General features: G+C 75.2%; 3 protein-coding genes. All 3 read right to left on the bottom strand.

The annotated features are described in order from the left end of the window. Positions 1-12: 12 nt before the first annotated feature. From QOZ89_RS10475 to QOZ89_RS10465, 3 genes are read right to left on the bottom strand one after another with little or no spacing between them, the layout of a single operon-like run. Positions 13-351: an acyl carrier protein gene (locus QOZ89_RS10475; protein WP_071053075.1), complete on the bottom strand. Its 339-nt coding sequence runs from the start codon at positions 349-351 to the stop codon at positions 13-15. Next, positions 348-6281: a type I polyketide synthase gene (locus tag QOZ89_RS10470; RefSeq protein ID WP_083419776.1), complete on the bottom strand. Its 5934-nt coding sequence runs from the start codon at positions 6279-6281 to the stop codon at positions 348-350. Before QOZ89_RS10470 ends, QOZ89_RS10475 begins: the two co-directional genes overlap by 4 nt. Beyond that, on the bottom strand, positions 6274-14535 hold the full coding sequence (locus QOZ89_RS10465) for an SDR family NAD(P)-dependent oxidoreductase (protein WP_312623639.1): 8262 nt from the start codon (positions 14533-14535) through the stop codon (positions 6274-6276). The genes QOZ89_RS10470 and QOZ89_RS10465 overlap by 8 nt, the downstream gene beginning before the upstream one ends. Between the last annotated feature and the right edge of the window lie 1077 nt (positions 14536-15612).

Raw genomic sequence — 15612 nt, 5'->3', positions numbered from 1 at the left:
CAAGCGGCCCGGTCAAGCACCCTTGGCGCCAGCCCGCAGCGAGTCGGCGATGAAGTGGACGACCTCACCGACCCGCATGTTGATCACTCGGTCAACGTCCATCTCGGCCAGGAAGCCGACGAAGTCGACCTGGTCGCCGTAGGTGACCCGCATCCGGTCCGCCAGCGTCACGAACTCGATGCTCTCGAGCTCAAGGTCCTCGTTGAACGAGGTGTCCATGGTGATCTCCATGTCCACCACGTACTCCTCGCCGATCACGTCGCGCAGCATCTCGGCGATCTCGCCGAGAACCCTCGCTTCGAGGGCGTCCAGCGTCGGGTCGGCTGAGCGGAGGGTGTCCTGAATGGTCATGTCGTGTGTGCTCCTTCGTCACTGGTGCTCGGGGCCTCGGACCGAAGCGAACCTCGCTGATCGGCTTCGCTGATCGGCGAGGAGCCCCGGCGCGACAATGGCGAAACCTCACGCGGCCGGACGCCCACCTCGGGTGTCCGGTCCGAGACGACCGGGTCGTCCTCGGAAGGCCGCGAACTCGTGGATGGGGTCGCCGGGTCTCGGGGATGGCGGACGCGCGCGGCGCGCTCGACGGACAGTGATGTCCACGCGACGATGTGGTCACCGATACGCACAGGGTCGGCGCCACCGGTCTCCCGCCGTACGCGGCCCATGCTGTCAACCGTACGTAGCGCCACCCAGCGCTGGTGCGCTGGGCCGGATTCTGTGAGCACGGTGACGTGCAGCAGCAACGGCGGTTCCGCGGCGCTGGCCTCGACGGGGCGCGGCGGGGGCGACTTGATGCCGTCGGCCATCGCCTGCTCCGGCCCGAGAACGGTCCGATCCAGCAGGCCGGCGTCGAGGCTGGTCTCGACGGCAAGGTCGGTATCCGTGTCCGTGGAACCGGCGCCGACCGGAATGACCCGGTCGACGACGTAGCGGCGGGGCCGTCCCTGCAGGCCGGTGCCGTCGGCCTTGGCGACTGCCTCCTTGGCGGCCCACATCCTGGCGAACCAGGCCGCCCGCCCCACCTGGACGGACTCATCGGCGTCGTCGGCGGCGGCGGCGGTGCCGGCCTGCAGGGACACGGTGCGGTCGCCGGTCTCCGCGCGGGCGCCGGTCCCGGTGTGGGCGTCGTCGCCGGTTCCGTCGTCCGCGCCGTCGGCGTCGTGATCGGCGTCGGCGGTGTAGGAGGCCAGGCCGCCGGCGCTGGCGGGGTCGCCAGCGCCGCTGGTCAGCTCGGTGAGCAGGCGGCGCTCGGAGGCGGTGAGGCCCGCCGCGAGCGCGCCGGGCGTCCGCGGCGCCACCGTCTCCAGGTCGATGCCGACGTCGCCCTCGGTGTCGACCATCGCGACCGCGAGGTCCACCTTGTGCGCGATCGAGAGGTTGGGCGGCGGATCGGCGGGAATGCCGGCACGCTCGGGCAGGCGCGCGACGAACGGGCGGCCGGCGGGGTCGTTGTCGATGCCGACCTCGATGCCCCACACCGGGCCGGCCCCGCGCGTCCACAGCCAGCGGCGCACCGCGTCCTGGGCGGCGATCCGGCCGAGCAGCCACTGCCTGGCCGCGCGGGGGTTCTTCCCGGCAAGCACCCGGCGGCGCTCGGCGTCCAGGAAGTGGCGGACGACCAGCTCGCGGGAGGCGATGTCGCGCCAGTAGTCCGGGACGACGACCCAGCCATCCGGGCGGGGCTCGGCGACCGTGTTGCGCTCCGGGTCACGCATGAGCAGCCACAGCCACGCGTTCGCGGTGAACCGCCGGTCGGTCCAGCCGGTGACCTCGGCCCAGACCGTGCCGTCGGCGGCCCTTACCTCCAGGTCGGCGGTGACGGTCTTGGCCGCGATGTCGCGGATGCGCACCACGCACGACATCTGCTCGCCAGGCCCCGGGTCCGGACCATAGAAGCGCATCTCGGTGACGGCCTGCGGCAGCAGCAGCGAGTCGACGTCGAGATGCTGGGTGGCCCAGTAACCGTAGAGCTGGCCGATCGTGTCGAGCAGCGCGCCGGGCGCGCCCGTCACCACCAGCTGGCCGCGGGCGCCGAGCGGCGCGATGCCGTCGACGTGGGTGATGCCCTGGTAGCTCGGGCCGTGGAACATCCACCGCCCGCCGTACAGCTCGGCGGCCTGGTGCGGTGACGGCGTCTCGCCGGGCAGCGGACCCGGGACTCCCGTCGGCTCCGGGGTTCCTGCCGGATCGGCGAAGCCCGGGGTTCCTGCCGGATCGGCGACAGGGTCCCTGCTCGATCGGCGGAGCCGATCGGGGAGGTAAGCGATCTGGGAGGTCTGCTGGGAGGTCCGGAAGCCGGGCCGGGAGGTGTGCGGGAGCAGGTCGGCGGACGAGGACGTCTGGGTCGGAGCCGGCGGGTACGCGTCGGCGAACACCACGGTCACCCGGGCGTAGCCGTCCATCGACACCCGGACCGCGCCGTCGGGCAGCGTCGTACAGGAGATCGTCACTTCGACCGGCGGCTCGATCGCCACCCAGCGCAGCGCCCGGACGTCGCGGACGGCGGCGACCACTATGTCCCCGGGGGTCCCTCCCGGATGGGATTCCCCGAGCCGGGAGGTCTGGAACGCCCGCGCCTCGTCGATCATCATCTGCAGGACGGCCGTCATCGGCATCACCGGGAACCGGTCGGACAGGTCCGTCCAGCCCGGGGGCTGCCGGTAGAAGCAGTGGTCGATGACGTGTGGCAGCTCGGCCAGCGACAGCGTCCGGCGAACCGTCGTGGTGATCGGCCCGAGGCTCCCCGTGCCGCCGCCAGCGACTCCCGCCCCGGCGCCGGCACCACCCGCGAGGCTGGTCCGGGCGCCCGTCCGGCCGGCGGCATCCTGTCCGGAGCCAGAGCCGGCGCCATTCCCGCCGGCGAGGGCCGGCCGGTGGTCTCGAGCCGCGGGCGCCGCCACCGGGGGTGCCGGCGACGCGGCGGACGACGGCGCGGCGGCGCGCGCCAACGCACCGGGCACGGACGTCAGTGCCCTGGTTGACGCCGGTACAGGCAAGCCCGCGGTCCGGCCGTCCCACCGTGCCTGGACATCCGCGAGCACCGCCGCGGTCTCGGCGATCGCCAGGCCGAACTCGGCCAGCACCGGGTGACTGCCGCGGCCGGCCACGGCACCGGCCAGGGCGAGGAGATCGGCATCCGCGGACCGGGCCGCCGCCGCGCCCGCCGGCGGCAGGTGAGACGTGGCGGCGCCTGAGCGCGCCGTGGGCACGGCCACGCCGGCCGCCGGACGGGCGGCCGGCGCAGCGGCCGCCGGCTCGTCGGGCCGGGCGTCCGCCAGCAACGCGGGGGCGTCCGCCCCGAGCCGGACCATCGGTGAACCCAGCCGCAGCAGCATGGGCCGTCCGCCACGACGCGGCGCCGGAGCCGAGCCCGTCGGCACGGCTGGCGCGGCCGTGGCGACCGCCGGCGTGGTCGCGGGCTCCGCGGCGGCGGGACGGTGGCGGCAGGGCAGCAGGTCGAGGCGCGGCGCACCGCCCTCGGCCCATACCGCCGCCGCGACCCGGCGCAGCTGGTCCAGCCCGGAACGCTTCGGGGAGTTGGACACGACGGTCACGTGGTCCGGCCGGCCGGCCAGCGTGTCGTCGACGAAGCCGGCGATCGTGCCGACGCCGACCTGCAGGAACATGCGGACACCGGCATCGTGCAGCCGCTCGGTGAGCGCGCGGAACCGCACCGGCTCGAGCAGGTGGCGCACGGTCAGGTCGCGGATCGCCGCCGGCTCGTCCGGGTAGGGCGCGACGGTCGTCGCCGACCAGATCGGCATGTCCGCCGCCGCGAGCGGCATCGTGGCCAGCGGCGAGCGCTCGATGTCGAGGTAGGGCCGCAGGAACGGGGAGTGGAAGCCGGAGCGGAACGGCAGCACCTGCCCGAGGACACCCCGCGCGCGCAGCCGGGCCAGCGCCTCGGTGACGCTCGCCTCGCGCCCGCAGATGACCGACTGGTGCGGGCAGTTGTCATGCGAGACGACGACGTCGGGCAGACCCGCGATCGCTTCGTCGACCATCTCGACGCCGCAGCCGACCGCGCCGAAGCACACGCCAGGCACTTCGAGCGACGCCGGGTCGAACCCGCCGATGAACGCGTCGACGAAGTCGTTCGGGACCATGCCCGACGAGATCATCGCGTTCCACTCGCCGACACTGTGCCCGCCGACCACGTCGGGGACGATCCCGAGCCGGCGCAGCACCAGGTCGAGCACCCGGCCCACCTCGACGCTGGCCCTGCCGTGGCCGCCGAGCACGCCGGTCTGGCCCAGGTCTGGCAGTGGCAGGCCGAAGTGCGCGCAGACGTCGTCGATGCGCGGCTCGAACTTGTCCTCCAGCCCGCAGAACAGGAAGGCCAGCTTTCCCGCCTGCGCGGGCTGGGCCGCCGCGGCCGGGCCCGGCCCGGCGAGCAGCGGCGACGGGGTGAACCAGAGGTCGTTGCGGCCGCGCCACGGGGTGCCGCGGGCGACGATCGTGCGGGCAAGCGCGAGCCGGCGCGGGGTCGGCGCGACCAGCGCGAGCCGGCACGGGCCGCCCGTCGGTGCCGCGGCGGCGTCGTCGCGGGCGAGCAGCTCCTCGTCCGGCACGTCGAGCTGGGCCGCGAGCTCGGCCGGCGTCGCCGCCGCGAGCAGCAGGACCGCTTCGGCTCCGGGGTCGGCCGCGAGCCCGGCTGGCGCGACCGTCGCCGTCCTGGCCGCCGTCGCGCCGGCCATTGCCACTCCGGCCACCGTCGGCGACGGCGAGCCCGCGGGCGTCGCGGCGGCGGACACCGCCGAGGCGGCGGGCCTGGCGGCCGGGACGGGAAACGTGGCCGCCGGGGACGGCGCGGGCCGGTCGGTGGCCTGCTCCAGGACGGCGTGCGCGTTGATGCCGCCGAAGCCGAAGGCGTTCACCCCGGCGCGGCGCGGCCCGCCGCCGGCGGGCTCGTCCCAGGGGGTGGCCGCCAGCACCGGGGCGAACCGGGTGCCGGCGAAGGCGGGGTGCGGGTCGTCGCAGTGCAGTGTCGGCGGCAGCGTGCGGTGGTGCAGCGCGAGGGCGGCCTTGATCAGGCCGGCGGCGCCGGCGGCCGGCATAGTGTGCCCGATCATGGACTTGACCGAGCCGACACCGATCACCTGCGCGGCCGGGTCCAGCGGGCCGAACACCTCGCCCAGGGTGGCGAGCTCGGCGGCGTCGCCGTTCGGGGTGGCGGTGCCGTGTGCCTCGATCAGCCCGACGGCGCCCGGGGCGCGCGGGTCGAGGCCGGCGTCCGCCCAGGCGCGGCGCACGGCGAGCGTCTGGCCGGCCGAGGCGGTCGCCATGAGCGAGGAGGTACGGCCGTCGCTGGCGATCCCGGTGCCGCGGATCAGGGCATAGACACGGTCGCCGGCGCTCTGCGCATCCGAGAGCCGGCGCAGCATGAGCAGGCCGACGCCCTCGCCGATCAGCACTCCGTCGGCCGTCCGGTCAAACGGGCGGATCTGCTGCGAGGGTGAGAGCGCCCGCAGCATCGCGAACGTGCTCCAGAAGGTCGGCTCGTGCACGATGTGCGCGCCACCGACCAGCATCGTGTCGGCCCGGCCCAGGCGCAGCTCGCGGATGCCGGCGTCGACGGCGATCAGCGACGAGGCGCAGGCCGCGTCGACGGTGTACGCCGGGCCGCGCAGGTCGAGCCGGTTGGCGATCCGGGAGGCGGCGAGGTTCGGCACCAGCCCGATGGCCGCCTCGGGCCGCTCCGGTCCCAGCTTCGCGACGAACGCCGCGTGGACCCGCTCGATCGCCTCCTCCGGCAGGTCCGGCAGCACCTCGCGCAGCGTCACCGCGACCTGGCGGGCGGTCTTGACCCGCTGCTCGATGCGGGCGAACCCGGGGCCGAAGTAACCGCCGCGACCGAGGACGACGCCGACCCGCTCGCGATCGCCGAGGGCGTCCTGGCCGCCGCCGTCGGCGATGGCCTCGGCGGCGAGCCGCAGCGCCAGCATCTGGTCGGGCTCGGCCCACTCGACCGCGAGTGGCATGATGCCGAACTCGGTCGGGTCGAAGGTGGCGAGCTCGTCGACGAAACCGCCGCGGCGGGTGTAAAGCCGGTCAGCCCGCGGCGTCCCCGGCGGCGGTGGGGCGGCCGCCTCGGGCCGGTGGAACTCGTCGTCCCACCGGCCGGGCGGGGCCTCGCGGATCGCGTCCACGCCGCCGACGATGTTGGACCAGTACTGGTCCAGGCCGCCCGCGCCGGGGAACAGCGCGGCCATGCCGACGATCGCGATCGGATCGTCGGCGACAGAGGCCCCCGATGCGCCTTCCCTGAGATGATCAGCCATAGAAGGCGTCCACCTCGCCGCACATATAGACGACCTGCGCCGGGCCGGTGGGTGCGGCGAGCTCGCGCAGCAGCGCGTCGACGCCCTCGGCCGGCTCGATCAGGCCGATGCCCCGCCGGGCGTACTCGCGCTCCAGCTCGGCGGAGACCATGCCGCCGCCTTCGGCGCGCCACGGTCCCCAGTCGACGCTGACGACCCGGCCCGGGGTTCCCGCCAGATCAGCGGAGGTCGTGAGGACACCGGCGTGCGCGTGCGCCAGCGTGTCCAGGGTGTCGTTGGCGGCCGCGTAGTCGACCTGACCGCGGTTGCCGAAGACTCCCGCGACGCTGCCGAACAGGGCGACGAAGCGCGGGCCCCGGTCACGGCGCAGCGCGGCGAGCAGCGCCCGCGCCCCGTCGACCTTCGTCGAATACACCCTCGCGAACGAGTCGGGCGTCTTGTCCTTCACCAGCCGGTCCTCGAGCACCCCGGCGCCGTGGACGACGCCGTCGAGCCGGCCGTGGCGCGCGTAGACATCGGCGACGACGGCCCGCACCGCGGCGCCGTCGCGGACGTCGACGGCGTGGTAGCGCACGCTCGCCGCGGTCCGGCCGAGCTCGGCGAGGGTGGCGCGCACCTCGCGCCCGGCGAGCAGCCGGGCGACGCGCGCCTCGATCTCGGCCGGGCGGCGCATGCCAGTGGCGATGAGCGCCCGGCGCAGCGCCGGCGCGTCCGCGGCGGCGGCCGTGGCCGGGTCCTCCGGGCCGGCTGGCGGCGCCGTCCGGCCGACCAGCTCGATGTGCGCGCCGTGCCGACGGGCGATCTCCAGGGCGACCTTGGCGGTGATACCGCGGGCGCCGCCGGTCAGCAGCACCACCGAGGACGAATCCAGCACAGGCGGCTCGGCGCCCGGGGACTGGGCCGTCAGCTCGGCGGGCAGGACGCGCAACGCCGCGCGGGTGCCGTCGCGGTAGCCGACGACGAGCGGGGCGTGCTCGGCGACCAGCTCGGCGAGCAGAGACTCGGCGATCCGGCGGGGCGCGTCCTTGGGGTCGACGTCGACGACCCGCACGGTGACGTCGGGCAGCTCGTGAGCGAGGGTGCGGGCGAAGCCGGCGAACCCCGCGCCGGCTACCGGGGCCGGGTCGGTCGCCGCGGCGCCTCCCCGGCGGCCGAAGTCGCCGCCCAGACCGCTGGCGAGGACCAGCCGGCGGGTACCGCCGAGGGCCGCCGCCCGCAGCGCGGCGAACGCGCCGGGCAGCTCCGCCGCGGAGCCCGCGGCGGCGTCGAGCGCCGCGACCCACAGCAGCCCATCCGCGGCCACCCCGCCGGCGACGACCTCGGCGAGGTCCGCGGCGCCGGCGTCGAGGAGGCGCACGGTCGCGCCGGCCTGCTCCAGCAGGTCCGCGATCTCCAGACCGACGCCGAGTCCGCCCTCGACGACGGCGAAGCGTCCGCCCGCGAGCAGCGCGCCGTCGCCCGGCAGTCCTCCCGGCAGGGCGGAGCCCCGGGCTCCCACGGCCGGGAGCGGCCCCGGCTCGACGACGAACCGGCGCAGCGGGAATCGCGCTCCCCCGACCAGTTCGCCCTCGGCGGCCGAGCGCTCCGCGCCGGTCTCCTCCGAGTTGGCGGCCTTGGCGGCGGTGTGCTCGACGATCCAGTCGACGATGCCGTCGACCGTCTTGATCGCCGCCAACTCCTCCACCACCGACTCGTCCAACTCACCACCCGCGCCACCAGCAAGACCCAACCGACCCGCCAGCTCACCAAGAATCTCGGTCCGCTTGATCGAATCGATCGACAGATCCGCCTCCAGGTCCAACCCCGGCTCCAGCATCTCCGCCGGGTAACCCGTCTGCGAACCGATCACCTCCACCACCGTGTCCAGCACCGCGGGCCGCCCGAGTGGCAGCGGGCCGCCACCGCCGGCCAGTCCGGGGGACGACGCAGTGGACGTCGGCGACGCCCCGTTCAGGTAGGGCGCGGCCGGTGTGCCGGCCATGGCGGGCACACCCGACCGGGTGGGGGTGGGCTGGAAGGGCACCGCGCCGGGCGGCAGCGCGCCGCCGGCGGCAACCGGGACGGCCGGCGCATCGGTCGCCGTGGCCGGGCTCGCCTGGTGGGCGACGATCCAGTCGACGATGCCGTCGACCGTCTTGATCGCCGCCAACTCCTCCACCACCGACTCGTCCAACTCACCACCCGCGCCACCAGCAAGACCCAACCGACCCGCCAGCTCACCAAGAATCTCGGTCCGCTTGATCGAATCGATCGACAGATCCGCCTCCAGGTCCAACCCCGGCTCCAGCATCTCCGCCGGGTAACCCGTCTGCGAACCGATCACCTCGACGACGACGTCGAGGACGGCTCCCCTGCCCGGCACGGCCGCCACAGCGGCGGCGGGGGCAGCCTGGGCGGGAACGGCGACGACCGGGGCCGCGCCCTGCTGGGAACTCCCGGGCGAGCGGGCGACGATCCAGTCGACGATGCCGTCGACCGTCTTGATCGCCGCCAACTCCTCCACCACCGACTCGTCCAACTCACCACCCGCGCCACCAGCAAGACCCAACCGACCCGCCAGCTCACCAAGAATCTCGGTCCGCTTGATCGAATCGATCGACAGATCCGCCTCCAGGTCCAACCCCGGCTCCAGCATCTCCGCCGGGTAACCCGTCTGCGAACCGATCACCTCCACCACCGTGTCCAGCACCACTGCACGGCCCAGGCCGCGGCTCGCGGACGCGGCGGCCGGTGCCGGCGCACCCAGCGACGGCGGGTCCACCGGGAAGGCCTGCGCGGGGATGACCGGCACGCGCCCGCTCGGCGCGGCCAGTCGCCCGACCTGCGCCGGCTGGGCGGCATCCCCGATCGGCGCGAGTCGCGCGCCAGCCGCGTCACCGAGGCCCGAGAGCGCCGCCGCGCCGAGCGCTACGTCACCCCCGCGGCCCAGGTAGCCGAGCAGCACGTCGCGTTGCGCCGAGACGAGATCACGAGTGGTCCGCAGGAACTCCAGCACCGCGGCGTCCGCCGTCGGATCGGCTGGCGCCGCAAAGACCATCGGCACCGCCGGCGCTGCCGGGGAGACCGCGGACTCGATCGCGAGCCGCGCGGACGGCTTGAGGCCGCCCGCGACGACCCGGCCGTCCGCGGTGCGCACGTATGCGCCGTCGACCAGCCAGCCGGGCCGCCGCGGCGCGTCCGCCGCCGAGACCACCCGCGCGTCCCGGCCGGCGAACAGCGGCGCGATGTCAACGGCGACACCCGCGGCGGTGAGCTCGGCGACGGCGAGCAGCAACCGGCGCAGCCCCGGCTCGCCGGCGACGTCGGTCGCGACCGCGCGATGCGGCCGACCGGCGAGAATCTTGCCGACGAGGCCGGTGAGCACCCGGCCAGGGCCGACCTCGACGAAGGTGCGCACCCCGGCGGCGTACATCGCCTCGACCTGCTCGACGAACCGGACCGGCGCGGCGACCTGGCCGGCGAGCGTCGCCCGGATCTCGGCGGCGGTGTCCGGGTAGGGCGCCGCGGTCGTGTTCGCCCAGACCCTGGCGGCGGCCGGCGAGACCGTGAGCCCGGCGAGGGTGTCGGCGAGCGTGTCGGCGGCGCCGGCGACGACCGGGCTGTGGAAGGCGGCGGCGACCGGGATCCGCTTGGCCGCGAGGCCCGCGGCCGACAGCGCCGTGAGCGCGGCGGCGACGGCGGCCGTGGGGCCGGAGACGACGGTCTGCTTCGGGGCGTTCTGGTTGGCGAGCACGACCTCCGTCGCGCGCCCGCCAGCCGCGTCCAGCGCGGCACGGACGTCGGCGGCAGGCGCCGACACGGCGGCCATCGTGCCCGGGTCCTCTCCCGCCGCCGCGAGGATCGCGGCCGCCCGTGCCTCGGAGAGACCGATCAGGTCGGTCCGGTCGAGCGAGCCGGCGGCGCACAGCGCGACCAGCTCCCCGTAGGAGTGGCCGGCGAGGTCGTCGGCGTGGATCCCGAGTGAGCCCAGCAGCTCGGCCATCGCCAGGCCGGCCAGGCCCAGTGTCGGCTGCGCCGCGCGGGTGTCGGTGATGGCGGCGGCCTGCGCGTCCGCGTCCTCACGGCTGAGCGCGGCCGGCGGGAACATCGTGCCCGCCCATTGCGGCCCGAGCTCGAGCACCTCGCGCAGCCGCGGGAACGCGACGAACAGGTCGGCGAGCATGCCCGGGCGCTGGCTGCCCTGGCCCGGGAACAGGAACCCGACCCGTCCGGGCCCGTTCGGCCCGGCGCCCGTCGTCTGTTCGATGGCTGGCGCGTCCGGGGCGACGAACAGCCCGGCCTTCGGGTCGGACCGCAGCGAGCGCGCCCTGGCGAGCGCCGCCGGCAGCTCGTCGAGCGAGGACACGACGAACGCGAGCCGCGCCGGTCCCGACCGGTCCTCGGCGACGGTGCGGGCGAGGTCGCGCAGCCGCCAGGGGCGGCCCGCGTCCTCGTTCGCCTGGGTGAGCTCGGTCAGCCGGTCGAGGCGCCGGGCGGCCGCGGCGTTGTCGGCGCCGCGGATGACGAACAGCTCCGCCGGCCAGTGCGCGAGCCCGTGCGCCGGCTCGGGGCCACCGTCGTAGGCGGACAGCACGACGTGGAAGTTCGTCCCGCCGAACCCGAAGGCCGACACCCCGGCGTGCCGCTCGCCCGCCGGCGTGGCCCAGGGCCTGGCCGCCCGGTCGAAGGCGAACGGGCTGCTGGCCCGGTCGTAGGCCTCGTTGGGCGTCTCGATGTGCAGCGTGGGCGGCCGCACCCCGGCGGCCAGCGCGCGCGTGGCCTTGATCAGCCCGGCCATGCCCGCGGCGCACTTGGCGTGGCCGATCTGGGACTTGACCGAGCCGACCGTGCAGGAGCCCGGCTCGGCGCCGTGCTGGGCGAACACCTCGGTCAGGGTGGCGAGCTCGGTGCGGTCGCCGACGACGGTGCCGGTCGCGTGCGCCTCCACCAGGCCGACCTCGGACGGGGAGATCCCGGCGCGGCTGTAGGCGCGTTCCAGCGAGAGCACCTGGCCCGCGCGGCGCGGCGCGGTCAGCCCCAGCGCGCGCCCGTCGGAGGAGCCGGCGACCGCCTTGACGACGGCGTGGATCCGGTCTCCGTCGCGCTCGGCGTCGGCGAGGCGCTTGAGCACGACTACCGCGACGCCCTCGCCGAGGGTGATGCCGTCGGCGGAGGAGTCGAACGAGCGGCACCGCCCGCTGGGCGACAGGGCGTGTACCGAGGCGAACATCAGGAAGTCGTTCAGCCCGTTGTGGGTGTCGACGCCGCCGCAGAACACCATGTCCGAGTTGCCGGCGATGAGCTCCTTGCACGCGGCGTCCAGCGCGGCGAACGACGACGCGCAGGCGGCGTCGACGGTGAAGTTGGCGCCGCCGAAGTCCAGCCGGTTGGCGACCCGGCCGGCGATGACGTTGGCCAGGATGCCGGGGAACGAGTCCTCGTCGAGCTCGGGCAGGTGCTCGTCGAGCTCGGGCGGCAGGTCGCCGACGAGCGCCCGGTAGCCGGCCCGCAGGCCGTAGGCGCCGGAGAGGTCCGCGCCTGCCTCGGCGCCGAACACCACCGAGGTACGGGAGCGGTCGAAGGGGCGCTGGTCGTAGCCGGCGTCGCGCAGCGCCCGCGCCGACACCTCCAGGGCGAGCAGCTGGCCGGTCTCGATGCTGCGCAGCGAACGCGGCGGGATTCCGTATGCCAGCGCGTCGAAAGGGATAGGCGGCAGGAAGCCGCCCCATTTCGACGGGGTCAGCTTTCCGGCGTCCTTGACGAATGCGTCCGGCGAGTAGAAGCGATCGGCCTCGAACCGGTCGGCGGGCACCTCGGTGATCGCGTCAACCCCGCCGACGATGTTCGCCCAGAACGTCTCCACGTCCGGCGCGCCGGGAAACACCCCGGCCATGCCGATGATCGCGATGTCGGCCGGCCGGGCCGTCTCGCGGACCGCCGCCACCGACCGCGCCGCGGCCGCGCGCCGCGCGGAGACCAGGTCCGCGGCCGGGGCCTCGCCGCCGGCCGGGTGCTGCTCCGGAATGCCCCGGGTGGCCGTGACGGCGGCGGTACGGGCACCGTCGGCCGCGATGCCGAGCTGGGCGGCCCGGCGCGCGAGCGCGTCGCCCGCGCCGGCGGTCACCTGCTCGTGCAGGGCCGCGATCGACGTCCGCTCGGCGCGCAGCGCCGCCACCTGGCCGATCATGAACATGCCCTCGGCGGCCTGGGCGTCCTCGTCGACCGCCACCAGCGCCCCGCCGTCCCGGCGCACACCCTTGCTGGCGATGCGCAGGCGGCCGAGGTTGAGGCCCTCCAAGGCCGCCCACATCTCCTGGCGGCTGTGCCCCGCGGCGGCGAGCTCGACACGGGTGGCCAGGAACGTGTCGACGAACGGCGAGCGCACGCAGCGGGTGGCATGCCCGGGCGACGTCTCCAGCAGCACGGTCTCCTCGCAGCGCACCGCCGCTTCCTGGAAACCGGGCTGGATCGCGCCGCTCGCCACCGCCTCGGCGGTGAACATGTACGCCGTGCCCATCAGGGCGCCGATCTTCGCGCCGCGCGCCGCCAGCGGGGCGGCGACCGCGGCGACGGCCGCCGCCGACGCCTCGTCGTGCACGCCGCCGGCGAACAGCAGGTGCAGCTCCTCGAAGAAGCCGCCGCCCAGCCGCTCGCCCGCCGCGAGCAGCGCGCCGACCTGGGCCTCCCAGAGCGCGAAGCTGGCCCGGGGGCCGACGTGACCGCCGCACTCCCGCCCCTCGAAGACGAACTTGCGGGCGCCGTCGGCGACGAACCGGTCGAGCAGGCCGGGGGACGGGACGTGCAGGAACGTGTCGATTCCGGCGGCTTCCAGCGGCGCGGCCTGCGACGGGCGGCCACCGGCGATCAGCACGCACGGGGGGCGGACGGCGAGCACCGCGTCCAGCTGGGCGGCGCGCACCTCTGCGGGGGCGAAGCCCAGGACGCCGACGCCCCAGGGGGCGTCGCCGAGCTGCTCGGCCGTCTCCGCCAGCAGCCCGCGGGACTGCTCGCCGGACAGCAGCGCGAGCGCGAGGAACGGCAGCGCACCGCCGTCGGCGACGGCCTTCGCGAACGCCGGGATGTCGCTGACCCTGGTCATCGGGCCCTGCGCGAGCGGGTAGCGCAGGCCGCGGGCCGCGGCGAACGGCGCGCCGGGCTCGAGCGGGCGCAGCCCGGCCGCGCTCGCCAGCTGGTCACGGATCGCGGTGCGCACCGCGCGGACGACGCCGCTCGCGGTGACGTACCGGTCGGCGAGCCCGCTCGCGAACGCGGCGTCTTGGCCGACCGGGAGGAACTGGGCACGCAGGTCACGCCCGCCGAGGCGGGCCGCGGCCTCGGCGGGAGTGAGCGCGCCGTCCGCTGGCCCGCCCGGGGCCGCGGGCAGGGCGCCGTCGCTCGCCACCTCGCCGCCGGTGTCACGAAGATCCGCCTCACCGAGGCCGGCGGCGGCCGCGAGCCCGGCGAGCCGAGCGACCGGCAGGTCGGGGCGGACGTAGACCCGGTGCCCGCCGAGCAGGGTGGTCTCGCTGCCGTCCATCGCCCGCACCGCCGCGGCCACCTCGGCCGCCGTCTCGGCCTCGCGGACCAGGGAGAGCTGGGTGTCCAGGACGACGCCCGCGGCCCCCAGCGCGACGGCGCCGGCCGCCGTGTGCTCGCCGATCCCGCCGGCGGCCCAGAACGGAGCGGAGGTGCCGGCGCGGGTCATCAGGCCCGCCGCGGCCAGGTGCTGGAGCAGGGTGAACGTGGTCAGGTCTCCGACGAACCCGCCGGCCTCGTTGCCCCGGGCCACGACACCGGCGGCGCCGGCGGCGAGCGCGGCCCGCGCGCCGGCCACCGAGGTCACCTCGACGAGCACGCGGCGCGCCCCGGCCGGGCCGGCCGCGCTCGCGACATCCCACCGGGCAGATCCCGGCTGCTCGGCGGCGGGCGCCGCCAGGGCCAGCAGGTCCAGGTCGGCGAGCAGCACGGTGTCGACCTCGGCCGGCAGGTCCTCGGGACGCAGCGGCACGGCCGGGCCCACCCGGACCGCGAAGGTGGTGGGACACCAGCGGGCCGCATCGGCCAGCGCCCGGCGCGCGCGGGCGGCGTCGCCGCCCAGGTCGAGCACGCCCAGCCCGCCGGCGCGCTCCACGGCTGCCACCAGGGCGGCGTTCGGCTCGGCGAACGGCGTCACGACGACGACGAGATCCCGCGTGCCGGCGTGTGCCGGGGCGTCCAGGGCATCCTCCCAACGGGTGGGGCGGCCTGGGTCGAGCTGACTGGAAGTCCTGGTCATCGACTGGTCCTCCTGAGCCAGTGACGCCCGCGGCGACACCGGGGTGCGAGCGGGAGGGGGGCGGGCGTCGCCCCAAGGTGGCGGCCACGCCCCGGGCCACGCCGCGGCGAACGGACAGGTTCGGCGGACGGACCCGGTATGGCCATCATCACCATCTGGGTTTCGTCACCGGCTCGGCGGGTGCCGGCAGGCGCGCACACTCGTGCCGGCGTGCCGGGACGAGTGAGCGCCGGAGCCTTGGTCATCTCGAAAAACAACGTCTCCAAGTGCGGAACTACACCGAGCGCCGTCCATGTCCAGACGCTCCCGGGCCGGGTTTCAAGCTCCTGCGCGGGCACTCACCACGCCGTCGTGGCGAGAGCTCGAGAAGGTGCTCAGAATTATAGCCACACGGATAGCCACGCCGAAACTGCCCCTGGGCAGCGCCGCCCGACGAGGCGGATGTGTGCTGCCCAGAGCATGCCGGTGGGCTCGCCTACACGCCCGCTGACAATGATCGCACCCTTGGCCGCTACACTCAGATACCCCCATTCGGGGGCATGATACGCGACCGCCTTCGGGGTACCGTGGGTGGTCCGCCATCCCTGGGAATCGATGCCGGCGGAACTCTTGCCAATGATTCCGTCCGCATCCATCAAGAACATTCTTTCGCCGTTTCCTGGAGCTTGCTGGCTCGACATCCAGAATGACTCGATGAGCGTCACGTGAAAGCTCGAGTAAATTCATTCATTAAAGCCCCAAAAGGCGCCCAGCGGGAACCGGTCATCCTCCGGGGAGCTAGCCGTCAAAACGGCGGTGCCGAATTAGCGGGTATTCCGGTCCGTCCTGGCGGGATCCGCCCGACGACCGGGCCGCGGCCTGCGCCGGAACGTCCCTTCGGCGTGCGACGCCGATCGGCCCCGTGGTCAGACAGGCCCCTGCCCAGACGGTGTCCGGCACGATCGGTCTAGTCAGGTCGGACGGTTCTCCCCGGCCGTGGGAAGAGGTAAGGCGGCTGTTCACCTGGCGAGCGCGGAGACGTCCCGAAGAGCCGGGACTTTCCAGGCGGCCGCCTTCGGCCGAAGCACGTCTCGTTCG

Source organism: Pseudofrankia coriaricola (assembly GCF_032027725.1).
Taxonomy (GTDB): domain Bacteria; phylum Actinomycetota; class Actinomycetes; order Frankiales; family Frankiaceae; genus Pseudofrankia.
This window is presented reverse-complemented; position numbering and strand designations above follow the sequence as displayed.

What these genes read in the sequence shown, in the direction of transcription:
- QOZ89_RS10465 (WP_312623639.1), bottom strand. Translation starts at nt 14,535, where the DNA reads ATGACCAGGACTTCCAGTCAGCTCGACCCAGGCCGCCCCACCCGTTGG.
- QOZ89_RS10475 (WP_071053075.1), bottom strand. Translation starts at nt 351, where the DNA reads ATGACCATTCAGGACACCCTCCGCTCAGCCGACCCGACGCTGGACGCC.
- QOZ89_RS10470 (WP_083419776.1), bottom strand. Translation starts at nt 6,281, where the DNA reads ATGGCTGATCATCTCAGGGAAGGCGCATCGGGGGCCTCTGTCGCCGAC.